This window comes from Cupriavidus sp. 2TAF22 (assembly GCF_052115045.1).
In the GTDB taxonomy this organism is placed as follows: domain Bacteria; phylum Pseudomonadota; class Gammaproteobacteria; order Burkholderiales; family Burkholderiaceae; genus Cupriavidus.
In genome coordinates, this window is sequence record NZ_JBFRFX010000004.1 from 186,058 (window position 1) to 209,449 (window position 23,392).

The 23,392-nt window shown below is 67.4% G+C and carries 23 protein-coding genes; 16 read left to right on the forward strand and 7 right to left on the reverse strand.

Annotated elements, in window-relative coordinates; translation table 11 throughout:
* Positions 1-32 precede the first annotated feature (32 nt).
* Genes AB4Z48_RS07265 through AB4Z48_RS07280 form a run of 4 tightly spaced genes read right to left on the reverse strand, consistent with a single transcriptional unit; the run spans position 33 to position 2,675 of the window.
* The gene (locus AB4Z48_RS07265) at positions 33-1,202 is read right to left on the reverse strand and encodes a PilW family protein (RefSeq protein WP_441613223.1); all 1,170 of its coding nucleotides are present in this window, start codon (positions 1,200-1,202) and stop codon (positions 33-35) included.
* Between the two features lie 7 nt (positions 1,203-1,209).
* Positions 1,210-1,656, reverse strand: a complete 447-nt coding sequence (locus AB4Z48_RS07270) for a type IV pilus modification PilV family protein (protein WP_441613224.1) — start codon at positions 1,654-1,656, stop codon at positions 1,210-1,212.
* 1 nt (position 1,657) lies between these two features.
* Positions 1,658-2,176 (reverse strand): GspH/FimT family pseudopilin, encoded by a 519-nt coding sequence (locus AB4Z48_RS07275; protein ID WP_441613225.1) that lies wholly within the window; start codon positions 2,174-2,176, stop codon positions 1,658-1,660.
* Between the two features lie 7 nt (positions 2,177-2,183).
* A complete protein-coding gene (locus AB4Z48_RS07280; RefSeq protein ID WP_441613226.1) occupies positions 2,184-2,675 on the reverse strand; it encodes a type IV pilin protein in 492 nt (163 codons plus the stop codon).
* Positions 2,676-3,083: 408 nt separating this feature from the next.
* Between AB4Z48_RS07280 and AB4Z48_RS07285 the strand changes: the two genes are divergently transcribed.
* From AB4Z48_RS07285 to AB4Z48_RS07340, 12 genes are all read left to right on the forward strand, one after another.
* Positions 3,084-3,620 carry a hypothetical protein gene (locus tag AB4Z48_RS07285; RefSeq protein ID WP_441613227.1) on the forward strand — a complete coding sequence of 179 codons (537 nt, stop codon included), beginning with the start codon at positions 3,084-3,086 and terminating at the stop codon, positions 3,618-3,620.
* The gene (locus AB4Z48_RS07290; protein ID WP_441613228.1) at positions 3,605-4,558 is read left to right on the forward strand and encodes a PilW family protein; all 954 of its coding nucleotides are present in this window, start codon (positions 3,605-3,607) and stop codon (positions 4,556-4,558) included. The genes AB4Z48_RS07285 and AB4Z48_RS07290 overlap by 16 nt, the downstream gene beginning before the upstream one ends.
* Positions 4,558-5,169, forward strand: coding sequence for a pilus assembly PilX family protein (locus AB4Z48_RS07295; RefSeq protein WP_441613229.1), 612 nt, complete (start codon positions 4,558-4,560; stop codon positions 5,167-5,169). The genes AB4Z48_RS07290 and AB4Z48_RS07295 overlap by 1 nt, the downstream gene beginning before the upstream one ends.
* Positions 5,166-6,890: a pilus assembly protein PilY gene (locus AB4Z48_RS07300; RefSeq protein WP_441613230.1), complete on the forward strand. Its 1,725-nt coding sequence runs from the start codon at positions 5,166-5,168 to the stop codon at positions 6,888-6,890. The genes AB4Z48_RS07295 and AB4Z48_RS07300 overlap by 4 nt, the downstream gene beginning before the upstream one ends.
* Before the next feature lie 87 nt (positions 6,891-6,977).
* Positions 6,978-7,427: a type IV pilin protein gene (locus AB4Z48_RS07305; protein ID WP_441613231.1), complete on the forward strand. Its 450-nt coding sequence runs from the start codon at positions 6,978-6,980 to the stop codon at positions 7,425-7,427.
* Between the two features lie 3 nt (positions 7,428-7,430).
* The gene (locus tag AB4Z48_RS07310) at positions 7,431-7,982 is read left to right on the forward strand and encodes a GspH/FimT family pseudopilin (protein WP_441613232.1); all 552 of its coding nucleotides are present in this window, start codon (positions 7,431-7,433) and stop codon (positions 7,980-7,982) included.
* A gap of 81 nt (positions 7,983-8,063) precedes the next feature.
* Entirely contained in the window at positions 8,064-9,182 is a 1,119-nt protein-coding gene (gene ribD / locus AB4Z48_RS07315; RefSeq protein WP_441613233.1) for a bifunctional diaminohydroxyphosphoribosylaminopyrimidine deaminase/5-amino-6-(5-phosphoribosylamino)uracil reductase RibD, read from the forward strand.
* A gap of 128 nt (positions 9,183-9,310) precedes the next feature.
* The gene (locus AB4Z48_RS07320) at positions 9,311-9,931 is read left to right on the forward strand and encodes a riboflavin synthase (RefSeq protein ID WP_441613234.1); all 621 of its coding nucleotides are present in this window, start codon (positions 9,311-9,313) and stop codon (positions 9,929-9,931) included.
* 204 nt (positions 9,932-10,135) lie between these two features.
* On the forward strand, positions 10,136-11,245 hold the full coding sequence (gene ribBA / locus AB4Z48_RS07325; protein WP_441613235.1) for a bifunctional 3,4-dihydroxy-2-butanone-4-phosphate synthase/GTP cyclohydrolase II: 1,110 nt from the start codon (positions 10,136-10,138) through the stop codon (positions 11,243-11,245).
* Positions 11,246-11,315: 70 nt separating this feature from the next.
* Complete coding sequence (gene ribH / locus AB4Z48_RS07330; protein WP_441613236.1) at positions 11,316-11,819, forward strand: 6,7-dimethyl-8-ribityllumazine synthase; 504 nt, start codon at positions 11,316-11,318, stop codon at positions 11,817-11,819.
* Positions 11,812-12,321, forward strand: coding sequence for a transcription antitermination factor NusB (gene nusB / locus AB4Z48_RS07335; protein ID WP_441613237.1), 510 nt, complete (start codon positions 11,812-11,814; stop codon positions 12,319-12,321). Before ribH ends, nusB begins: the two co-directional genes overlap by 8 nt.
* Before the next feature lie 148 nt (positions 12,322-12,469).
* Entirely contained in the window at positions 12,470-13,651 is a 1,182-nt protein-coding gene (locus AB4Z48_RS07340; RefSeq protein WP_441613238.1) for a pyridoxal phosphate-dependent aminotransferase, read from the forward strand.
* A gap of 119 nt (positions 13,652-13,770) precedes the next feature.
* Here AB4Z48_RS07340 and AB4Z48_RS07345 read toward each other — a convergent pair whose 3' ends face one another.
* Positions 13,771-14,844: a transglycosylase SLT domain-containing protein gene (locus tag AB4Z48_RS07345; RefSeq protein WP_441613239.1), complete on the reverse strand. Its 1,074-nt coding sequence runs from the start codon at positions 14,842-14,844 to the stop codon at positions 13,771-13,773.
* Between the two features lie 633 nt (positions 14,845-15,477).
* On the opposite strand from AB4Z48_RS07345, the gene ubiD reads away from it, so the two are divergent.
* Complete coding sequence (gene ubiD / locus AB4Z48_RS07350; RefSeq protein ID WP_441613240.1) at positions 15,478-17,022, forward strand: 4-hydroxy-3-polyprenylbenzoate decarboxylase; 1,545 nt, start codon at positions 15,478-15,480, stop codon at positions 17,020-17,022.
* Positions 17,023-17,119: 97 nt separating this feature from the next.
* The gene (locus AB4Z48_RS07355) at positions 17,120-19,141 is read left to right on the forward strand and encodes an acetoacetate--CoA ligase (protein WP_441613241.1); all 2,022 of its coding nucleotides are present in this window, start codon (positions 17,120-17,122) and stop codon (positions 19,139-19,141) included.
* A gap of 70 nt (positions 19,142-19,211) precedes the next feature.
* Here AB4Z48_RS07355 and AB4Z48_RS07360 read toward each other — a convergent pair whose 3' ends face one another.
* Complete coding sequence (locus AB4Z48_RS07360; protein WP_441613242.1) at positions 19,212-19,865, reverse strand: glutathione S-transferase family protein; 654 nt, start codon at positions 19,863-19,865, stop codon at positions 19,212-19,214.
* A gap of 434 nt (positions 19,866-20,299) precedes the next feature.
* Between AB4Z48_RS07360 and AB4Z48_RS07365 the strand changes: the two genes are divergently transcribed.
* Positions 20,300-21,514 carry a polyhydroxyalkanoate depolymerase gene (locus AB4Z48_RS07365; protein WP_441613243.1) on the forward strand — a complete coding sequence of 405 codons (1,215 nt, stop codon included), beginning with the start codon at positions 20,300-20,302 and terminating at the stop codon, positions 21,512-21,514.
* Between the two features lie 16 nt (positions 21,515-21,530).
* Here AB4Z48_RS07365 and AB4Z48_RS07370 read toward each other — a convergent pair whose 3' ends face one another.
* The gene (locus AB4Z48_RS07370) at positions 21,531-22,019 is read right to left on the reverse strand and encodes a cupin domain-containing protein (protein ID WP_441613244.1); all 489 of its coding nucleotides are present in this window, start codon (positions 22,017-22,019) and stop codon (positions 21,531-21,533) included.
* Positions 22,020-22,292: 273 nt separating this feature from the next.
* Between AB4Z48_RS07370 and AB4Z48_RS07375 the strand changes: the two genes are divergently transcribed.
* On the forward strand, positions 22,293-23,237 hold the full coding sequence (locus tag AB4Z48_RS07375) for an aldose epimerase family protein (RefSeq protein WP_441613245.1): 945 nt from the start codon (positions 22,293-22,295) through the stop codon (positions 23,235-23,237).
* The last annotated feature ends 155 nt before the right edge of the window (positions 23,238-23,392 follow it).

Sequence of the window (23,392 nt, forward strand, 5' to 3'; positions counted from 1 at the left end):
GAGGCCTCTCTGGGCGCGAAGCGATCGCATACTTATTGTTCTCCGAACACGATATTCTTGAGCGGTATGACCAGGCTCTGCGTGCGATAGCGATAGCATTGCCAGTTCTGCGTCGCGCTCAGGTCGGCTGACACGGCCGCTCCCAGCGGCGATACGGTAGCCGGAAATATCACGGGCAGCGTCGCGGCCGTGGTTGCATCGCACGCAGCTCCCGCTCCTCCCGTCGGCTTTACCGCCGCCGGAATTCGCGTCACCAGGCCTACACGGATTGCGCGGATCTGACTCATGTTTGCCGCGCTCAGCGGCCATGCCCATGCCCCGCTTGCATCAACCCACTGGGAGACGCTCAGGCCCACCCCAGCCGCCACGCCGTATTGCGCGCGCATGTAGACCACATTCTCGGCCATGGGTGTCGCCGGGGTATTGGCTGCGGCAAACTGATTGACAAGTTCAAGCATGGCAGTCGCATTGTTCACCTGGTAGGCCGTCCAGGAGAATGCCCCCGCGTTCATTACGCTGGCGCCTGCGCCATATAGTTGTGGATTCGAGAATGCGACTGTCGCCGGAGGATTCCAGTTGCCGCTACCAGCCACATGTGCGATCTGCGTACTATTGGCTTGCAGCGATGTGCCGCTGACCTGCATGACTGTGCAGGGCGAGGTCACACTGCCGGTGCCGCTGTACGCGGACACCAGCAGCACCGAACCTTGCGCATTTGGGCCTGGCGCGCTGATCCCCTGGGCCGAAGCCACGTTCAGCGAATCCGATGCGGCGGCCATGCCAGTGGTGAGGGCAATGGGCGCGGCAGCGCTAATCGAGACGGCGCCCGCGACGGAAATCGTATCCGAAGCGCCCGCCCCGCCCGGGCGCGTCACCCATACCGGCGCAATGGCGGCATTGTCGACCAGCACGCCATTGAAATAGGCATTCAGCGCCTGGCAGATGATGGTGGATTGGTTGTTTCGCCCGCTCGTGGCAACGCCTACCCCTGCGCCCTTGATATCGCGCTCGATCGCCAGCATCGCCAGCACACTGCTGTCGGCGGCGGCGTTCGTACCGAACTGCGTACGCTTGAAATCTTCGAAAAAATAAGTCGCACTGACAATGGCGACCCCGGCGATCAGACCGACAACTAGGCCGACCAGCAACTCAATCAGCGTAAAGCCGCTAGTACGCAGATGCGAGTGAAGCCTGGCGTGCATGGAGTGGCTACCTGAGGTTAGTGGTGGTCACGAGGTTGTGCCACGTGGTGAGGCTCACGTAGGTCTTCTCCTGTGCCTCGCCCGCAAGCTTCCATTGCAGCGTAACGGTCATATTGCCTGAGACGGCGTCGTACACCACGCTAGGCGCATGCGGTACATCGCTGGGCAGCGCCGCCTTCACGCGCGTCAACCAGTCGGCAGCGATCGCCTGGCCCGTGCCCGCTGTGCAGCCACCCCCGGCGGGCACGGTGTAGCAAGCTGCGTTCGCGGAATCCACCGTGGCGACCCCGATGATCTCCGCGGCGTAGTACTGTGCCACCGTGCGGTAGCGCGTTTGCGAGTTCTGCTTGGCCGCGAGCAAGGTCGCCGCGCACAAGCCAACGATCCCGATCGAGAAAAGCGTCAATGACACCAGCGCCTCGATTAGCGCGAAGCCTTCGGTGCGTACTTTCATATCAGCACGCCATCACACTGTTGGCCGCGGCCGCAGGATTGCACACGCGCGCTTGCCCCAACGCTGACAGCGTCACGCGCAAGCACTGCATGGTCCCGCCCTTGGCCTGACAGGCGGCACTTCCGCTCACAGGCTGGACATCAAACTGCGGCAGCGCCACCGGCGGTCCGCCGCAATCCGCTGCCAGCACACGCCCAGTACCGTCGAAGCAAATCGATGCCTGGTTCGAGGCAATAGCCACCGCCCGGCTCATCTCCGGCGGAGAGGCAGAATAACCGGCGAATCCGGCAGCGCTTGGCACCGCGTAGGACCAGCCCTTTGCCGACATCGTGAATGTCGTCATCCGGTTGCGATTGAGCGCTTCAACGCGCGCAGCCTTGAGATCGGAGGACAATTGTTCGCCGACGGCACGCAAGCGGTTGTTCTGCAAATAGTCGCTCAGGCTCGGCACGCCCACCATCAACAGAATGGAGATGATGGCAAGCACGGCCATCATCTCGATAAGAGACAGCCCTTTCATCCTCATATCAGCAGTTCCCCGCAGTCAGCCACCAGCAGGCGCCATTTGCCGCCTGGCCCTTGTAGATAGTGGTTGCTCTATTGCCGGTCTGGTCAAGCGTATAGGTATACCCGGTGACCGGTCCCTTGCCCTGCGCAGTCACAAGGAAGCCTTGCCCAGCAGAAGTCAGGTTGCACTGGTAGGAGAAGTTCGCCGACGACGTGGAAACATTGCAAGCTGCCACGCCATAGTTGCCGTTGTCCTGAAAGCTCTGCTCCATGCGCAAGCCGAAAACGGAAAGCGTATCAAAGGCTTCGGACAGTTTGCTACGCGTGACGTAGTCCGAGTACATCGGAATAGAGATCGCCGATAGGATGGCCAGGATCGCCACCGTCACCATCAGTTCGATCAAGGTAAAGCCGCGCGCCACTCGACATCCGCGCCGGCCTGATCCAGGCGGAGCGTCTTGCTGAGTGAGGAGGCGCGGCGCGGTCGCGAAATAGCGAAGCGGCGCGGACATGTCAACGCCGCCGGTAAACAGCCGGATACGGGCGCTGCGCGAGCGAAGATTTGACCCAGTTCATATGACCCCCGGTTGAATAACTCATCCGGATTCCGGCATCCCACTCTGCGATGGAAGCACCGAACCCATCCCGAAATATCTTTTAATTTTCTGCGGGCCGGCGACATGCGCATCGGCCTTGCTTACTTCATAGCGCATCCAGCCGTCAGCGCCACCCCGCTATAGTGGGGGAAAGGACAGGGAAGTGTCAATTCAGGCGCTCTAGCCCATGATTTTCGATCGCCGGCGTTGGTTTGTGGCCACATATGTCTGCAACATGAATTTTCAAACTCGTCACTGCCCGGCACATTCACCTGATCTTTGGCGCGGCATCCTCGGCAAATCGTCATCCAGAGCGGATTTGCCATGCCCGCAGCGACACTTCATCCGGCTTACATGAATCGGTGCGCCCGGCGCGCGGGCTTTCTGCGTCCGCTCGGTGCCACTCATGTCAATACGTTCAGAGAACTGCCGCCGCGACATGTCATGCCCCCGATTTGCGAGGGCAATCCGCCCATGCGAGGTTTCTTCCTGATCGAGGCTCTTACCGCTCTCGCCTTGCTTGGCATTGGTCTCCTGCCGCTCTGCACGCTCGCACCTGTCGCACTTGGAACATTGCGCCACTACGAAGCGCTCAGCCATGCGACGCGCGCGGGCGCCGAGCTGGCCGAACTCGAAGCACCATCACTGGTACTGTCTTCGGTGCACACCCGCGGCATCGCTACGGAGCACCTGCGTCTGTGCAAATCACTTGCTTCCGCAGGCGACCAACACATCCTGCCGGCTTGCGTGGCTGGGCAGCAGTTGGCGGTCGTTGGTCCGCTCCATGCGTTCGCGGACGCGGCCAGCGGCAACAGCAACAATGCGCGCTTGCGCACGATTGCACTATGGGTGCGACCGTGACAAGCGCTTGTGTTCCCCTGCGCCAACGCTGGAAGGGCTACTCGCTGATCGAACTCTTGGTCGGCCTGACCCTTGGCCTGCTGGTTAGCGCGCTGGCGATGTCGGCCCTTCATATGGCCCAGGCCGCCTATCGCACCGCGGTCGATCTCGTGCTGCTGGAAGAACGCGGCCAGCGTGCGCTCGCCATCGTCACGCACTTGGTCCACCACGCCGGCTGGCTGCCGGACGCCGCGCCGGATCCCGCCGATGCGCCGCCGGCGCTGTCCGGGCGCGACGACTGCGGGCAGCCCGGCATCGCCGCCGTCCCCAGTTGCGCGCGCAGCGGCGTCAATGGCAGCGACGCGTTGCTGGTGCGCTTCAGTGGCAGCGGACGCGAACTGCAGCCGACCGTGCCGGACCGGACCATGGTGGATTGCAGCGGCTATGCGCTGGCGGCGCAAAGCGTGGGCGATGCGGCCGGCGCAGCGCCCGCCACGGCGTATGCGGGCGCCAACTTGCTCTACGTCRCCATTGGCGCCGATGGCGAGCCGCAGCTACTGTGCCGCTATGCAAGCCGGCGCGGCGGGCAGGTGCAGGCTGGCAGCTGGACATCGGGCGCGCTGGTGCGCGGCGTCGAGGCCATGCAGCTGCGCTACGGCATCGACACCAGCGGCGACGGCAAGCCGGACACCTTCCTGCGCGCCGAGGAACTGAACCGGCGGGGAACGTCTGCATGGCGCGGGGTACTGGCGGTGCAGGTGGCGCTGGTCTTGCGCGGCGAGCGGCCGCTGCCGCAGGCAGCTGGGGGGCAGCGGCTCGTGCTGTTTCCGCCCACGCCCGATGTCCAGGGCGGCGACACGGTATTCCAGCCGCCCGCGGGGCCGGGTGTGATGCGGCGCGTGTTCTCGGCCTCGGTACGGCTGCGCAATGCCGTGCCTTGCGCGGCAGCGGTATGTTGATGCTGCCCTTGTTGAACGCGCGGCACCGTGCCGCCGGCGGCACGACGCTGATGCTGACCGCCACGATGTTGCTGCTCACCGCAACCGCCATGGTGGCTGGCCTGCATTTCCTGCTCTCCGCACGGCAGATCGGCACCTACCAGCTCGATCGCGAAATTGCCTTCCGTGCGGCTGAGACCGGTCTGCTGGACGCCGAGGCCGACCTGCTGCAGGCACTGCGCGCCGGCAACGCCGGCGCGGATGCACGGCTGGGCACGTGGCCGCCGGCCGGCCAGTGCGGGCAGGGACCGCGGCTGGGGCTGTGCCGGCCCGGCGTGGGCCTGCCGCCGGCCTGGGACGACTGGCTCGATGCGCGCGGAGCGGATGTGGCCACCGGCGTCGCCATGGGCGCTTTCACGGGGACCACGCTGCCGGTGCTGCCGCCAGACGTCGCTGGCGCGAATGCGCTGCCGCGCTACGTGGTCGAGCTGCTCCACGAGCGGCCAGCCGGCGAATGGCTGACGCCAGGGTATGCGAGCGGCGGCCCGCGGCTGCGCTTTCGCATCACCGCGCTTGGCGCCGGGCGCGACCGGGCGGTGCGCAGGCTGCTGCAGACGGAATTCGAGCCATGAGGCGCGCTGTCCTGGGCTGCGGCCTGCTGGTCGCCTTCTTCGCCGGTCTCGGCGCCGGCGCGGTGCAGGGCTCCGTCACGGCGTCGCGGCAGTCGCTCATTTATATAGCGGAGCCCGGCCAGCAGCCCGGGACCGGCCGCCTGCTCGCCCTTGTCCGTCCGGCYACGACTGCGAAGCAACCTCCGCATTTGCCTGCGCCCTTCCTGCCCGCCTGGGAAGCCGGAGCACGGCTTGCCGCGCGCGATCCGGATTCACGCCGGCTGCTCTCCGCGCAACCGGACGTGGATGGCGCCGCGGCACGGCATCTGGCTAGGCTGCGTCGGGCGCCCCTGGCCCGCAGCCCGACCGGTGCGCAGCCAGTTCTCGTGCCGCCGCCGGCATGGATGCCAGGCCGCCCCGGCCACGCCAGGTTTGCCCGCAAGCATGCGGCCCGCCCCGCCCTCGTCTGGCTGGGAACACACGGCGGCCTGCTGCATGCCTTCGATGCCGGCACCGGCGAGGAAGTGCTGGCTTACGCGCCAGGCGTCCTGCCGGGCCAGGCGGCACCATCGGGACCAGTCGCGCGAGGAACGCTGTCAGCCCCCGCCAACCGGCCAGCCCAGGTTCCCTGCCCATTCCCCGAGGCCGCCGATGTCCTGCTCGGACCGGGACGCTGGCGAACTGTGCTGCTGTGCGGCATGGCAGCAATCACGGCCGCCCGCCCGGGGCAGGCGAGGCAGGCGGGGCAGCAGGCCCCGGCCGCCGTGTTCGCCCTCGATATCACCGATACCGCGCTCGAGCCCCCGCTCGGCCCGCTGTGGGAAGCCCATGCCTCCCCCGCGCTTCCGCTGGCGCCCGCGGGGCCGATCCGGGCGCTGGCCCTGCCCGCGCCTGACGGGAACAGATGGTATGCGATGGTGCCGCTGGCGCCGGGCGGACTCGCGCTGCTGCCACTGGACAAACCCGCCCACACCCCGTGGCTCGGCAAGTACGCCGTGCAACGCCTGCGCTTGCCCGCGAGCGGCTGCGGGGCAGGCACGGCCGGTACGGCGCTGCTCGCCGCGACCGTGCTGTCCGATGCTGGCGGGCTGGCCGTGGCAGCCTATGCCGTGGATGACGCCGGCCGCCTCTGGCGCTTCGACCTGCGCGGGCCAGCGCCGTGGCTCGGGGAGGACGGCCGTTGCCAGCACCGCCTGGATACGCGCGCCTCGCAGCAAGCGGCACCGCCCATACCCGTGGCGCCGGAGATCATCAGCGCGCCCGGCGGCCATCTCGTGGTGTACGGCAGCGGCGGCGATGTCGCCGCCGTGTTCGAGCCTGCCACCTCGGCGAACGCGCAAGCCACGGGCGGCTGGAAACGAGTGCTTGCCAACCCCGGCGAGCGCCTGGAGCGGATCCTGCCCGCCGCCCCGGGTCACCTGGCCCTGGTTACGCGCACGCCCGACGCACGCCAGCGGGCTTACCTGCTCCGCGCGCTGAGCGGAGATGCCGCCCCGCCCGGCAAGCCCCTCGTGCAGCCGCCACGCGGGCAAGCCGTCGGTGCGGACGCCGCGATCAGCCTTGCCGCCACGCCGCTTTCCCCGGCACCGCCGAGCGGGCCTGGCCTAGGCGCGCGCGCGACGGTGACATTGACACTTTGGTCCCTTGAGGCGGGCCGTGCCACGCAACTCGCCAGCACGGTGGCCAGCCGCCGCACCGGCCGCCTGCGCTGGCGGGAGCTGATCCGCGCGGGCGCCCCTTGAAACGGCACGCCACACCTCCCCTCCCCTCCTCATTCACCGCCCGTCGCGCATCCCGTGGTGCGCCGGTCCGCAACCGGAGAACCGCTCATGTCGCACAGACCCCGCCCAACCGGTTTTACCCTGCTCGAATTGCTGGTCACGCTGACCGTCCTGGGCATCCTCGCCGCCATGGTCGTGCCCGCCTGGCACCAGCACCTGGAGCGCGGCTGGCGCGCCGAGGCGCGCAGCGCCTTGCTTGGCGGCATGCTGGAACTGGAACGCCACGCGCTGGCCGCCATGACCTTCGCAGCCGAGCCCGGCGGCGGACAGGTGGCAGGCAAGTGGCCGCGCCCCGTGCCGGCACCGCCGGCGCGCTCCCGACATCTGATCAGTGCCGGTGCTTGCCCGGGCGGGGAGCTGGAGCGCTGCGTCGAGCTTCGCGCCGTGCCGCAACGGCCCGATGCGCCATGCGGCACGCTGATCCTGCGCAGCACGGGCGAATGGCTTGCACATCCAGCGCATGCCGCCGAAGCGGTGCCGCTACCGCCGGTTTGCTGAGCGATGGGGCGACCGCTGGCGTGGCGCCCGTGGCACGGCGCCACGCTTGCCGAACTCCTGGCCTGCCTGGCCGTGCTTGCCATCCTTGCCGGGGCGGCCTATCCGTCGTTGCAGCACATGGTGGCGCGGCAGCAGGTCGATCTGGCGGCGGACCGCCTGGCCGGCTCGCTCGCGCTGGCGCGCGCCACCGCCGTGGCCAGGCGCAGCGACGTGATACTCGCGCCGCTGCCCGGTGCCACGACGCTCGACCGCGGCTGGCATTTGAGCGTGGTGACGGCGGGCGAACACGCCGCACCGCCGCTTGCGGTGGTGGAAATGCGCAGCGCCTGCCTGCGGATCGGCCTGCGCTCTACGGCGCAAGGCAACAATACGCTGCGCATGACAGCTGTGGGATACTCTCGCTCAGAGCAGGGTGGTTTCCTTGCCGCCACCTTCACCGTGTCCTGCCGCGGTGAACAACGGCAGCTGAGGCTCGGCGCGCATGGCCGGGTTCGCCTTTGCACTCCGGGACGGGATGCCGACTGCGACGGCGCCGCCCAGCCCGATCCACAGTGACATCGTGACATCCGGACGCCCGGGTATCCTGTTGCCGAGACCGATCCCCACCCAACGCGCCGCGAGCGACACCCTAGCCTCATGTTCTCTGACACCGACCACGCAGCCATGGCACAGGCTCTCGCGCTAGCTGCGCGGGGCATGTACACCACTACGCCCAATCCGCGCGTCGGCTGCGTGTTGTCGAAGGACGGCAAGATCATCGGCCAGGGCTTCACCCAGCCGGCCGGGCAGGACCACGCGGAAATCCAGGCGCTCAAGAACGCCGCGGCAAACGGCCACGACCCGGCGGGCGCGACGGCCTACGTCACGCTCGAGCCATGCAGCCACTTCGGTCGTACGCCGCCGTGCGCGGATGCGCTGGCGCGCGCCGGCATCGCCCGCGTGGTGGCTGCCATGGAAGACCCCAATCCCTCGGTCTCCGGGCGTGGCCTGCAGCGCCTGCGCGAAGCAGGCATCGACGTGCGCTGCGGGCTGCTGGAAAAGGAAGCGCGCGAACTCAATATCGGCTTTGTCTCTCGCATGACGCGCGGCCTGCCCTGGGTGCGGGTCAAGGTGGCGGCTTCGCTCGACGGCGGCACGGCGCTGCACGACGGCACCAGCCAGTGGATCACCGGCCAGGCGGCGCGCGACGACGGCCATGCCTGGCGCGCGCGCGCCAGCGCCATCCTCACCGGCATCGGCACCGTGCGCGACGACAACCCGCAGCTCAACGTGCGCGCCATCGAAACGCCGCGCCAGCCGCAACGCGTGGTGGTCGACTCGCGGCTGGAGATCCCGCTGGATGCGCGCCTGCTCACGCCGGACACCGGCGATTTCGCCAAGCCGGTGCTGGTCTTCTGCGCCTTCGACGACGCTGCCCGCCGGCGGGCGCTGGAAGCCCGCGGCGCCGAGGTGGTGGTGCTGCCCAATCCGCATGGCAAGGTAGAACTGCGCCGCATGCTGGAGGAACTGGGCAAGCGCGGCATCAACGAACTGCATGTGGAGGCCGGCTTCAAGCTCAACGGCTCGCTGATCCGCGAGCATTGCGTCGACGAACTGCTGGTCTACCTGGCTCCCAAGCTGCTGGGCGATGCCCAGGGCATGTTCAACCTGCCGCCGCTGGCGCGCCTGCAGGATGCCGCGGCCTTCCGCTGGCACGACGTGCGCATGGTCGGCGAAGACCTGCGCCTGATCGCCCGCCGCGCCGACCACGTCTAGGTGCCGGGCAGCGATCACGTTCAGGCGCCGGGCGGCGGCGCGGCCACGGCCACCGCCGCGTGCCGGGAAAACGAACTGGCCGCGCACCTGCTAGCATGCGTGTTTTCCCCTTGCATCCCGCACTGACCATGTTTACAGGCATTGTCGCGGCCGTCGGCCGCATCGAAACCATTTCCCCGCTGGCTGCCGGTGAAACCGCCGGCGTGCGCCTGCGCGTGCGCGCCACCGGACTGGACCTGAGCGATGTCATCCTCGGCGACAGCATTGCCATCCAGGGCGCCTGCATGACGGTGATCGCGCTGGATGGCGACGCCTTCGACGTAGATGTGTCGCGTGAATCGCTCGACAAGACCGCCGGCCTGGACCGCCCGGGCCGCGTCAACCTGGAAAAGGCACTGCGCCTGGCCGACCGCCTCGGCGGCCACCTGGTGTCCGGCCATGTCGACGGCCTCGGGGAGGTCGTCCATTTCGCCCCGGTGGGCGAGTCCCACGAACTGCGCATCCGCGCCCCGCGCGAACTCGGCCGCTATCTGGCGTACAAGGGCTCCGTGGTGGTCAACGGCGTCTCGCTGACCGTCAACAAGGTCAGCGACGACGCGCAGGGTTGCACGTTCTCGATCAACCTGATCCCCCACACCATCGAAGTCACCACGCTGCAGGACCTGAAGGCAGGCGCCCGCGTAAACCTGGAAATCGACCTGATCGCGCGCTACGTGGAGCGCATGATGAGCGCGCCCAAGGCCGGCTGAGTCCCGAACCGAGCCGACAGCCGGCGGCACCGCGCCCCGCGGCGCCGGCTTGACGTACAATATTGGGCCAGACCGCTGGCGCGGCCGGCCGGTTTTTTCCGAAAACCCGGCCAACGCGCCCCGCCAGCCGGCCAGCAATCCCATCCCGCCCCGAATTTCAAAGCACTCCGCCCCAATTTCAGCCAGTTCTCCAGCCTGCCATCCATGACAATCGCCCGTACCGAAGAAATCATTGCCGAAATCCGTGCCGGCCGCATGGTCATCCTGGTCGACGAGGAAGACCGCGAAAACGAGGGCGACCTGGTCCTGGCTGCCGATTTCGTCACACCCGAGGCAATCAACTTCATGGCGAAGTACGGGCGCGGCCTGATCTGCCTGACGCTGACCGCCGAACGCTGCCGCCAGCTGGACCTGCAACCCATGGTCAGCCGCAACGGCACGGTGCATGGCACCAACTTCACGGTCTCGATCGAGGCCGCGGAGGGCGTGACCACGGGGATTTCCGCGGCTGACCGCGCACGCACCGTACAGGCCGCGGTAGCCAAGGATGCCCGCGCGGTGGATCTGGTCCAGCCGGGCCATATCTTCCCGCTCACGGCGCAGCCGGGCGGCGTGCTGATCCGTGCCGGCCACACCGAAGCCGGTTGCGACCTGGGCGCCCTGGCCGGCCTGACGCCGGCTGCCGTGATCTGCGAGATCATGAAGGACGACGGCACCATGGCGCGCCTGCCCGACCTGATCGAGTTCGCGCAAGAACACCATATCAAGATCGGCACGATCGCCGACCTGATCCACTACCGCAGCCGGACCGAGAGCATCGTCGAGCGCGCCGGCGAACGCGCCATGCAGACCCCGTATGGCACCTTCCACAGCATCATCTACCGCGACAAGCCGAGCGGCCGCGCCCACCTGGCGCTGGTCAAGGGCGAACCGCGGCCGGAGCGCGAAACCCTGGTGCGCGTGCACGAGCCGCTGTCCACGCTGGACTTGCTGGAAGTGTCGTGCACTACGCATTCGTGGAGCGTGCCGGCCGCGCTGGAAGCCATCGCCGAGGCCGAGCATGGCGTGATGGTGCTGCTGAACTGCGGCGATACCGCCCAGCAGCTCTTCACCCAGTTTGCAGCGCTCGACACGCCCCAGGAGCGGCCGCGCCAGAAGCCGGACCTGCGTACCTACGGCACGGGCGCCCAGATCCTCAAGGACGTCGGGGTGGGCAAGATGCGCGTGCTGGCTTCGCCGCTGAAGATGCCGAGCATGACCGGCTACGACCTGGAAGTGACCGGGTACCAGCCCATGCGCGGCCAGGCAGACTGAAATATCGAATACCAGCGGCCGCCCCTTTCCGAACCGCGGCAGCCGCGAACCGAACCCAGGAGAATACAAGATGGATCACGGTTTCTACCCCAGCAACCTCGAAGGCGAAGGCCTGCGCATCGGCATCGTTCAGGCCCGCTTCAACGAGCCGGTTTGCGAAGAACTGCGCGAAGCTTGTGTCGCCGAGCTGGAAAAGCTGGGCATCGAAGGCGAAGATACCCTCGTGGTGACCGTGCCCGGCGCGCTGGAAGTGCCGCTGGCATTGCAAAAGATGGCCGAAAGCGGCCAATTCGACGCCCTGATCGCGCTGGGCGCCGTGGTACGCGGCGAGACCTACCATTTCGAACTGGTTTCGAACGAATCGGGCGCCGGCATCACCCGCGTGGGCCTGGACTTCAACGTGCCCATTTCCAACGGCATCCTGACCGTGGACACCGACGCCCAGGCGCACGCCCGCACCCGCGAGAAGGGCCGCGACTGCGCCCGTGCCGCGGTCGAGATGGCCAACCTGGTTTCCGCGCTGGATTCGCTGCGCGGCCAGGAAGAGGACGAAGACGAGGACGACGATGAGTGATGCGCCCGAGAGCAGCAACCCGGCCGGCAAGCCCGCAGGCAAGTCCGAGGCGAAGTCCGAGCCCAAGGCGGCACCCAAGAGCGCCCGCCGCCGCTCGCGCGAGCTCGCGCTGCAGGGCCTCTACCAGTGGCTGCTGAACCGCAACGACACCGGCGCCATCCAGGCGCACCTGCATGAGGCACAAGGCTTCAACAAGGCTGACCGCGAGCATTTCGACGCCCTGCTCAACGGCGCGATCCGCGAGGAAAGCACGCTGACGGGGGTGTTCGCACCGTTCCTGGACCGCCCGGTGGACGAGCTCTCGCCGGTGGAGCGCGCCGCGCTGCTGATCGGCAGCTACGAGCTGGTCCACTGCGTCGACATCCCCTACAAGGTCGTCATCAACGAGGCCGTGGAGCTGACCAAGACCTTCGGCGGCGTGGAAGGCTACAAGTACGTCAATGGCGTGCTGGACAAGCTGGCCGCCCAGGTGCGCGCACCCGAACTGGCCGCCCGACGCTGAGCAAGGCAGCCGGGGCCGCACTGCGGCGCCCGCGCCTGCCACAACGACACCCGCTTCAGGCGGGTGTTTTTACTTGAGCTGGAGCCTGTGCTCCCGCACCCGAACCGACTACGGGGCCAACCGCGCCCTCAACCGAGCCTTTTCCGCCATGGACCTGCAGCGCCTCGCCACCGCCTCCCGCCTCGCCAATATCGACGCCTTCCACGTGATGGAGCTGGCCAAGCAGGCTGCCGACCTGGAACGTGCCGGGCGGCACATCATCCACATGGGCATCGGCGAGCCTGACTTTACGGCGGCCGAGCCCGTCCTGAAGGCGGCGGAGGCGGCCATGCGGCGCGGCGTCACCCAGTACACGGGCGCCCTCGGCATCGCGCCGCTGCGCGAGGCCATCGCCGGCTACTACAAGACCACCTACGGGATCGACATCCCCGCGCGCCGCGTGATCGTCACGGCGGGTGCCTCCGGCGCGCTGCTGCTGGCCTGCGCGGTGCTGGTCGAAATCGGCGCCGAGGTGCTGATGCCGGATCCCAGCTACCCGTGCAACCGCCATTTCGTGGCAGCCTTCGACGGCCGCGCGAAGATGATTCCTAGCGGTCCGGCACAGCGCTTCCAGCTCACGGCCGACCAGGTCGAGGCCAACTGGGGCGAGCAGACGCGCGGCGTGCTGCTGGCTTCGCCCTCCAACCCGACCGGCACCTCGGTCCTGCCGGCCGAACTCGATCGCATCCTCAAGGCCGTGCGCGCCCGCCAGGGCTTCGCCATCGTCGACGAGATCTACCAGGGCTTGTCCTATGACGCGCCGCCGGTGTCGGCGCTGAGCCTGGATGACGACGTGATCACCGTCAACAGCTTCTCCAAGTACTTCAACATGACTGGCTGGCGCCTGGGCTGGCTGGTGGTGCCCGACGAACTGGTCGAGGCCTTCGAGAAGGTGGCGCAGAATCTGTTCATCTGCGCCTCTGCGGTCGCCCAGCATGCCGCGCTGGCCTGCTTCACGCCCGAGGCGCTGGCCATCTACGATGCGCGCAAGGCAGAGTTCCGCCGCCGCCGCGATGCCGTCGTGCCGGCGCTGGAATCCATCGGGCTGCGGGTGCCGGTCAAGCCGGACGGCGCCTTCTATATCTATGCGGACTGCCGCGGCGTCAACCACCCCGCCGCCGGCAACGCCGACAGCCTGACCCAGGCCATGCTGCGCGATGCCGGCGTGGTCATGGTGCCCGGACAGGACTTCGGGCCGTACACGGCCAGCGACTATATCCGCATCTCCTACGCCACCTCGATGGAAAACATCGAGGAAGCCATGGCGCGGCTGCGCAAGTTCTTCGCCTGACGCCTTGCCCGCTGCCCGGCCGCGCTGGCGCGCGGCGGGAAAAGCAAAAAGCAAAGAGCAAAAAGCAGAAAAGCACCCCGAGGGGTGCTTTTCTTGTCGATGCATGGCCAGGCGACGTATCAGGCGCTCTTGGGCACATTGCCCGCGGCTTCCAGCTTGTCGCCGGCGGTACCCTGGTTGTGCACCGCCTGGGCCTGCGCCTTGGCATCGGCGTCGGCCGTGACTTCCGGCTTGGCAGGCTCCGGCGCGCTGCGCACGCCCGGGAGCTGGCGCAGGCGGGCCCGCTCGGCCAGCACCTTGGCGCCATAGCCGCCATCGGTGTTGCTGGTCGCACCCACGTAGAACTTCAGGCCGCCTTCGAGCGAACCGGCACGGGCGATGCAGTCCTTCAGCACCAGCGCGCCGATCTTGATATTGGCGTACGGGTTGAGCGCGGCTGCCACGCCGCCCACGGCCTCGTATTTGTCCTGGTGGACCTTGGTCATGACCTGCATCAGGCCCTGCGCGCCCACGCCGCTCTCGGCATATGGGTTGAAGCTGGACTCGATGGCGATCACGCCCAGGATCAGCAGCGGATCGATACCGACCTCGCGGCCGGTCAGGTACGCGGCCTTCACCAGTTGCACGGTTGCCTGGGCTGCCACGCGGTACTTGCGGGCAATATAGTCCGCCACCACGGCCTGTTCGCGCGCGCTGCCCAGCGTGGCCGGGTTGCGGGCGTCCAGCGCTACGCGCTGTGCCGGGATCTGCGCGGCCAGGTGGGCCACGGAGGGCACCTTGCCGGCCGGCTGCTGGCCCCAGTCGTCCGTGCCGGACACCGTCGGCAGGCCCGCGGCCTTGGACAGCATCGGCGACGGCGCCAGGCCGAGCTTGGCCGCGGCCACGTCGGCCGTGGCGGCCGGCACCGCGGCTTCCATCAGCACCGCAGGCGCTTCCTCACCGGCCAGCGCGCCGGCCAGTGCAGTACGCCATTCCTGGCTGACAGCCAGCGATACCGCTGCGACTACAGACACCACCCCGAGACTGTTCAGGGCGTACTTCAGTGTTGCGCGGCCACCCCGGAAGGCGCGGCCGGCGACCCGGTGTGCGAGACGGACCTGCAATGCCCGACTCACCCCGGGAACCGGTTGTCTGAAACGGACCTGCAATGCCCGTCCGACACCGGGAAGATGAAGGGTTTTCCAACCACTCATACTTACCTCCATCCGCCGTCCGCATCGTGCCGCGCCGAAACGCACCACGCCGATGACCGCGTACTCAAAGTAAGGATGCTGCACTGCCCAGCAAAGGCTGCCAGCACCTGTTGGTGGGCGCTCCCCATGCGCCCAACGGGAAACAGGGTAGGCTCTTGGGGGAGCCTGCCCTGCCGCGAACTACTCAATGCACCCGGTCAGCGCCGGGGCAGTCGATCCGGATCCGCCCTTGCTCAGGCGATTCCGCTTAGATGATCAGATATGGATGATTCTTCACCAGCCCCTTGACAGGGCCGAAAAAAATGTGCTGCAACGCAACACTCCAACGAGCAGAACCGGATTGTAGGAACGCTTTTATACCTCGTCAAGAATAACGTTTGGCAAAATAATAACTAAAAGCTATATGTAACAAAGTCCTTTCCATCACTTTGACATGCCGTGGATTGGGGCAAAGTCAGTGCTGGTAAAGCATCGGGGCTATCGCCGCCGCAGTGGACAAGGCAAAAAAATTTACAATTTGGGCATGTAAAACAGGGCGATTTATTTGCGTCTCGCCGTGCCCATGTGATGATTAACACGCACTCACTGCCCGAAGAAGCGCGTCGCCGCGCCTGGGCATCAACACAATTCACTATGAAATACAACGACTTGCGCGATTTCATCGGCCAACTGGAAGGCCTTGGCGAACTGAAGCGAATCGGCGCGCCGGTGTCGCCCAACCTGGAAATGACTGAGATCTGCGACAGGTTGTTGCGGGCAGAAGGACCGGCAGTCGTGTTCGAAAACCCGAGCGATCCCCGGCGGCCTGGACACACTTATAGCGTGCCCGTGCTCGCCAATCTGTTCGGCACGACACGCAGGGTTGCGCTAGGTATGGGCGCAGAAAGCCTGGCCGACCTGCGCGACATCGGCCGCGTACTGTCCGCCCTCAAGGAGCCTGAGCCGCCGCGCGGCCTGCGCGAAGCCGGCAAGCTCTTCACGCTGGCCAAGTCAGTGTGGGACATGGCGCCCAAGCGCGTCGGCAGCCCGGCCTGCCAGGAGGTGGTCTGGGAAGGCAACGACGTGGACCTGGCGCGGCTGCCGATCCAGACCTGCTGGCCCGAGGATGCCGCGCCGCTGATCACCTGGGGCCTGGTGGTTACCAAGGGCCCGCACAAGAAGCGCCAGAACCTGGGCATCTACCGCCAGCAGGTCATCAGCCGCAACCAGGTCATCATGCGCTGGCTGGCCCATCGCGGCGGCGCGCTGGATTTCCGTGAACACGCGCTCGCCAGTCCGGGCAAGCCGTTCCCGATCGCGGTGGCGCTGGGCGCCGATCCCGCCACCATCCTCGGCGCCGTCACGCCGGTGCCGGACACCCTGTCCGAGTACCAGTTCGCCGGGCTGCTGCGCGGCAGCCGCACCGCCCTGGCGGGCTGCATCACGCCGACGCTGTCCGAACTGAGCGTACCGGCCTCGGCCGAGATCGTGCTCGAAGGCCATATCCAGCCCGACCCGAACCATCCCAGCGGCTACCAGCATGCGCTCGAAGGCCCTTACGGCGACCACACCGGCTACTACAACGAGCAGGACTGGTTCCCGGTCTTCACCATCGACCGCATCACCATGCGGCGCGACCCGATCTACCACTCCACCTATACCGGCAAGCCGCCCGACGAGCCGGCCATCCTGGGCGTCGCGCTGAACGAAGTGTTCGTGCCGCTGCTGCAGAAGCAGTTCCCGGAGATCACCGACTTCTACCTGCCGCCCGAGGGCTGCAGCTACCGCATGGCCGTGGTGCGCATGAAGAAGCAGTACGCCGGCCATGCCAAGCGCGTGATGTTCGGCGTGTGGAGCTTCCTGCGGCAGTTCATGTACACGAAGTTCATCGTGGTGGTGGACGACGACGTCGACGTGCGCGACTGGAAGGAAGTGATCTGGGCCATCACCACGCGCGTGGACCCGTCGCGCGACACGGTGCTGGTCGACAACACGCCGATCGACTACCTCGATTTCGCGTCCCCGGTCTCTGGGCTCGGCTCCAAGATGGGCATCGACGCGACCGACAAGTGGCCGGGCGAGACCACCCGTGAATGGGGCCGCCCGATCCGCATGGACGATGCGGTGAAGGCGCGCATAGATGGCCTGTGGGACTCGCTTTTCGAGGACCGCGCCAGCGCAAAGGGACGCAGCATGTAAGATCATGCAAAGCCGCACGCGGCAGCGCTGCCGCCGCGGCACCGAGCCAAGACCCAACCATCCGCACGTCCGCGAAAGACGGACCCGAGGAGGAGACATGACCACCCTTGAAGAAGGGAGACTGATGTGGACGCCGTCGCCGGCGTTCCGCGACGACAGCCATATCGCGCACTTCATGCGCTGGCTGGCGAGCGAGCGCGGCCTCGCTTTTGACGGTTACGCGGCCCTGTGGCAATGGTCGGTAACCGACCTCGAAGCCTTCTGGGACGCCATCCGCGCCTACTTCGACCTGCGCTTCGACACCGAGCCCGCACGCGTGCTCGGCGATCCCGCCATGCCCGGCGCACGCTGGTTCGAGGGCGCCACCCTCAATTACGTGCAACAGGTGTTCCGCCACGCAGGCAGCGGCACCGCGCGCCAGCGCGCCGCCATCCGTTCTGCCGGCGAAGCCGTCGGCGTGACAGACCTGAGCTGGGATGCGCTCGAGGCACAGGTAGCCTCGCTCGCCCACGCGCTGCGCGCCATGGGGGTGACGCGCGGCGACCGAGTGGCGGGCTACCTGCCGAATATTCCCGCCACCGTGGTCGCCTTCCTGGCCACCGCCAGCCTCGGCGCGATCTGGTCTGGCTGCGCCCCGGACATGGGCCAGGTGGCCGTGACCGACCGCTTCCGCCAGATCGAGCCCAAGGTGCTGATCGCCGTGGACGGCTACCAGTACGGCGGCAAGTACTTCGACCGCGCGCCGGTGCTGGCCGACCTGGCCGCCGCCCTGCCCTCGCTGACCGACATCGTGCTGCTGCCGGCACGCGGGCAGGCCAGCCACGTCGAGCTGCCCGCCGGCATGCGCCGCCACGCCTGGCAGGCGGTGCTGGCGCATCGCGTGGCGCTGGCGATCGAGCCGGTGCCGTTCGATCACCCGCTGTGGATCGTCTACTCGTCCGGCACCACCGGCATGCCCAAGCCCATCGTGCACGGCCACGGCGGCATCGTCATCGAGCAGCTCAAGCTCATGGCATTCCACAACAACCTCGGCCCGGACGATGTCTTCCACTGGTACAGCAGCAGCGGCTGGATCATGTGGAACGCGCAGGTGGCGGGACTGCTGCTGGGCACCACCATCGCGCTCTACGACGGCAACCCCGCCTACCCGGACGCCGGCGTGCTGTGGCGCTTCGTGGAGGCCGCGGGCGTTACTGCCTTCGGCGCGGGTGCGGCCTTCTTCACGGCCGGCATGAAGGCTGGCATCGAGCCCGCGCGCGTGGCGGACCTGTCACGGCTGCGCGCGCTCGGCTCGACCGGCTCGCCGCTGCCGGCCGAGGCCTACGACTGGATCTACCGCCATGTGCGCAGCGACATCTGGCTGGCGCCGATGAGCGGCGGCACCGATTTCGCCGGCTCCTTCGTGGCCGGGTGCCCGATCCTGCCGGTGTACTCTGGCGAGATGCAATGCCGCTGCCTGGGCGCGCGCGTGGAAGCATTCGACGAAGCCGGGCATGCGCTGATCGATGAAGTCGGCGAGCTGGTCTGCACCGCGCCGATGCCGTCGATGCCGCTGTTCCTGTGGGGCGACGCCGACGGCAAGCGTTACCGCGACAGCTACTTCGACACCTACCCCGGCGTGTGGCGCCACGGCGACTGGATCAAGATCACCGCGCACGGCGGCGCCATCATCTATGGCCGCTCGGACGCCACCATCAACCGGCACGGCATCCGCATGGGTACCAGCGAGCTGTACCGCGTGGTGGAAGACTTGCCGGAAGTGCTCGACAGCATGGTGGTGGACCTCGAATACCTCGGCCGCGATTCCTATATGCCGTTGTTCGTGGTGCTGCGCGAAGGGCTGGTGCTGGACGAAACGCTGCGCGAGACCATGCGCGCACGCATCCGCAGCGCCTTGTCGTCGCGCCATGTGCCCAACGAGATCCTGCAGGTGCCGGGCGTGCCGCGCACGCTGTCGGGCAAGAAGATGGAAGTGCCGATCAAGAAGCTGCTGCTTGGCCATGCCCCGGACAAGATCGCCAATCGCGACGCCATGGCCAACCCGGACACGCTCGACTGGTACTTCGCCTACGCCGAAGGCTTCCTGGCCGCGCGCGCCGGCACATCCGCGGCGGCCTGAAAGCGCGAGGCGCCGGGCCGCAGTCGCTGCGGCCCGGCGCCTTGCTTTGCGGCGCGCGCAGAGCGCTCGTTCAGAATTCCACTTCAAGCTCGCTGATTTCGTCCGGTTCCTTGCGCGCCTGCGCGATCCACTCCTGCAGTTCGGGCATGGCGAGGATCTCCTTGCAGTAGGCTACCGGCTGCGGATCGAGCTCGACGCCGTAGGTCAGGAAACGCGTCACCACCGGCGCGTACATCGCATCGGCCATGGTGCGCTTGCCGAACAGGAAGGGGCCGCCGTATTGCGTCAGGCACTCGGTCCAGATCTGCGTGATGCGATCGATGTCCGCCTGCGCGCGCGACCACACCTTGAAGCCGGGAAAATGGCCTTTGAGGTTCATCGGCAAGGCCGAGCGCATGGCGGCAAAGCCGGAATGCATCTCGCCGCAGATGGCGCGGCAGTGCGCGCGCGCGGCGCGATCGTCGGGCAGCAGCCCGGCCTTGGGGCTGATCTCGTTGAGATACTCGGCAATGGCCAGCGTGTCCCACACCGTCACGCCCTGGTGGAACAGGCGGGGCACGAGGATCGACGGCGACAGCAGCAGGATTTCCGCGCGCGCCGCGGCGTCGTCCGGCGGCACCAGCACTTCTTCGAACTCGAGCCCCGCGAAACGCGCGAGCAGCCAGCCGCGCAGGGACCACGACGAATATGTCTTGCTGCTGATGGTGAGGGTCGTCTTTGCCATCGCGCCTCCTTGCCAGTCCGATGAGCCGTTGCGCAGCGGGCCGGCTCGTTTGCCTCTGGTGCAAATCACGCCCCGCGTATCGCCATGCAATGCCGCTGCAATGTCTTGCTATGTGCCGCGGGCCGCTGCTTCTACTATGACGTTGTAGTACATCGCGGGTGCGAGCATCGCGGCACGGTCCGCCTGCTTGCGCGCGCGCCGGATACGCTACAAAAGACGCCGCACCTGCGCGGTGCGCCTGGCCGCACCAGCATGAAGCCACGCTGGTGCAGCAGCGATGCGGGCCTTTGCCGCACGCGGCGTGCACGCCGCAAACGAACCAGAACAGGTCACCCGCCATTCCACAGGCCCAAGCCCGCAAGCCTCATGCCAACAATACGCCGTGGCACGCATATTGCGGCGAATGAAGTCAATGCATAACAAGGGGGGCGGCCATGCTGTATCAGGTGTACCAGAGCTACGCGGACCTCATGCAGCCTGCCTGCGGCCTGGCCGACATGATTGCGGTGTCGCTGGCCGCCAATCCACGCATGGCTGGCTGCGATCCCATGCGTGCCACGCGCGCAGCCTGCGAGGTGCTGGCGTTGAGCCGGCTGACGCACCACCGCCCGCCCTTCGGCATCGACAGCGTCACCGTGGATGGCGTGCCGATGCAGGTCACGGAAGAAGTCACCGCGCGCACGCCGTTCTGTTCACTGCTGCGTTTTCGCAAGCACGGCGTGAGCAGGCAGCCGCGCGTGCTGCTGGTCGCGCCGATGTCTGGCCACTTTGCCACGCTGCTGCGCGGCACGGTGCAGACCATGTTGCGCGACCATGACGTCTACATCACGGACTGGCACAACCCGCGCGATATCTCCCTGATGCACGGCCGTTTCGGCTTTGACGAATTCGTCCAGCACCTGATCGACTTCCTGCACGTGCTCGGCGGCGGCACGCACCTGATGGCGGTGTGCCAGCCCACCGTGGCGGCGCTGGCGGCGGTGGCCCTGATGGCGGAAGACAACGACCCGGCGCAGCCGCCCAGCCTGACCCTGATGGCTGGCCCGATCGACGCGCGCATCAACCCGACCAAGGTCAACGAACTGGCCACCAGCCAGCCGATCGAGTGGTTCGAGAATTCGCTCACCAGCCATGTGCCGCTACGCTTCGCCGGCGCGATGCGCCGGGTCTACCCCGGCTTCGTGCAGCTCATGGCCTTCATGAGCATGAACAGCGAGCGCCACCAGCAAGCCTTCCGCGATCTCTACGACCTGCGCGCCAACGGCGAGCACAAGCGCGCCGACGCGATCCAGACGTTCTACGAGGAATACTTCGCCACCATGGACCTCAGCGCCGAGTTCTATCTCGAGACCGTGAGCATGGTGTTCCAGCGCTTCCTGCTGGCGCAGGGGCTGCTCGACGTGGCCGGCCGCCGCGTGAACGCGCGCGCCATCCACCGTACGGTACTGCTGACCGTGGAAGGCGAGCGCGACGATATCTGCGCCATCGGGCAGACCATGGCCGCGCAGGACCTGTGCGAAAGCCTGCGGCCCTATATGCGCATGCATCATGTGCAGACCGGTGTCGGCCACTACGGCGTGTTCAACGGCAAGCGCTGGGATGCGCAGGTCTATCCGCTGGTGCGCAACACCGTGCACATGAGCGGGTGAAGGGGCCCCTTCCTTCCTAGGCGGCGGTGCGGTCCGCCGGCCATGGCGTCACCGGCGGCACCGCGCACGGACCCTCGGCATCGACCGTGCCGAAGTCGGCCGGCCCCACGATCTCCAGGTATTCCATGTCGGGCGAATAGTCGAACAGGTAGTGCGTGATGCCGGGACGCTGGTGCACGCAGTCGCCGGCGGCTACCAGCGTTTCCTTGTCTTCGTACATGAAGCGCGCCCAGCCCTTGAGCATCAGCACCACATGGAACGCCGCCTGGTGCCGGTGCCAGCCGGTGCCCTGCTCGGGCGGGAGGTTGGCCTTGACGAGCTGTACCAGCAGCTTGCCGCCGGTGGCATCGGCCACGCCGAGGTCGCGGTAGAGGAAGAAGTCGCGCAGGCCCTGGTCGACGAAGGCCGTATCCTGCGGACGCACATGGGAGAAGCGCGTGGGAGAAAAATCCGCGGCGGGCTCGCCGGCGGTTGCGCTGCCGGACTTGCTGGTGGACTCGGCCATGACAAGCTCCTTTCGCTAGGGAGAGAACGCGCTGCGTGGCGACGCAACATCCGCGCCAGCGCGGCAAAGGTCGAACGCGGCGACGAATGTGAAGCGCCCGGCTCCGTGCCCGCCGCGGTTGCCTTGCGCAATCCGCCGCATGCACTCGCGCAGGGCGTGCAACGTCCCGGCTCGCCGGGAGCCGGCACCGGTGCGGTGCCGGTGCCATGCCGGTTATGATGCGCCGTTGCCCTCGTCATTCTCGTCGTCCCCTCACCGGACACGATACACCGCATGCAAGCCGTCGCACTCACGAATTTCCAAGGTCAGGACCTGGTCCGCGTAGGCGGGCAGGATGATTACCTGCTGCTCGCGCCGCACGCGGGCGCACGCCTGGTGCGCTGGGTGCATCGCGGCGAAGACATCCTGTTCTGGCCGGACGGCGCCGACTGGTCCCAGCCTTCCCGCGTGCGCGGCGGCAATCCATTGCTGTTTCCGTTCATTGCCCGGCACTTTGTCGATGGCGTGCCGGGCGCGTGGCGCGATGCCGGCGGCGAAGTGCGCGCCCTGCCCAATCACGGTTTCGCTCGCGACCTGCCGTTCGCGGTCTCGCAATACGAGGCAGACCGGCGCATCGCGATGACACTGCAAGCCTGCGACGCGACGCGCGCGGGCTATCCGTTCGAATTCGCGTTCGAGGCCGGCTACCGCCTGCTCGAGGACGGCATCGAGGCCACGCTGCGCACACGCAATACCGGTGCGCAGCCGCTGCCGTATTACGCGGGCCACCATTTCTATTTTGCCGTCGCCCACGAAGTGCGCGGCGCCACCGTGCTGGATATGCCCGACGCGCGGCGCATGCGCCAGCGCGCCGACGGCTCGCCCGAGGACCTCGGCCCCGGCGCTCCGGCCTATCGGCTCGACGATTCCCGCCTGCAGGACGCCTTCCACGTCCTGCGCGAGCCGCACACGGCGCCGCGCGCCTGCACCCTTGCCATCCCGCCCGACGCCACGGCGCCGCGCGGGCGCAAGCTGGCGATCGAGCTTGACGTCGCCGCCGCTCCGGCGACGGCCCCCTGGTTCGCGGTCACCACGTGGTCCGAGCACGCCGATTCCGACTTCTATTGCGTGGAACCATGGCTGGGCCTGCCCGATGCCATCCATCATGGCACCGGCCTGCGCTGGCTCGCGCCCGGCCAGGAAGAAACCGCGACCTGCCGCCTGCGCATCGTGGCCTGACCGCCTTCCGCATCGTCGGCACGAGGCAACGCCCTCCCGCTTCAAGTTTTCCGCCGGCCCGCCGTTGACCGAAATAGCGCCCCATGATCAGAGGCGTTCTCCGTGCTATGCGCCGGCGCATGTGCAGGCGACACGGAAGCCGAGTGCCATACTCA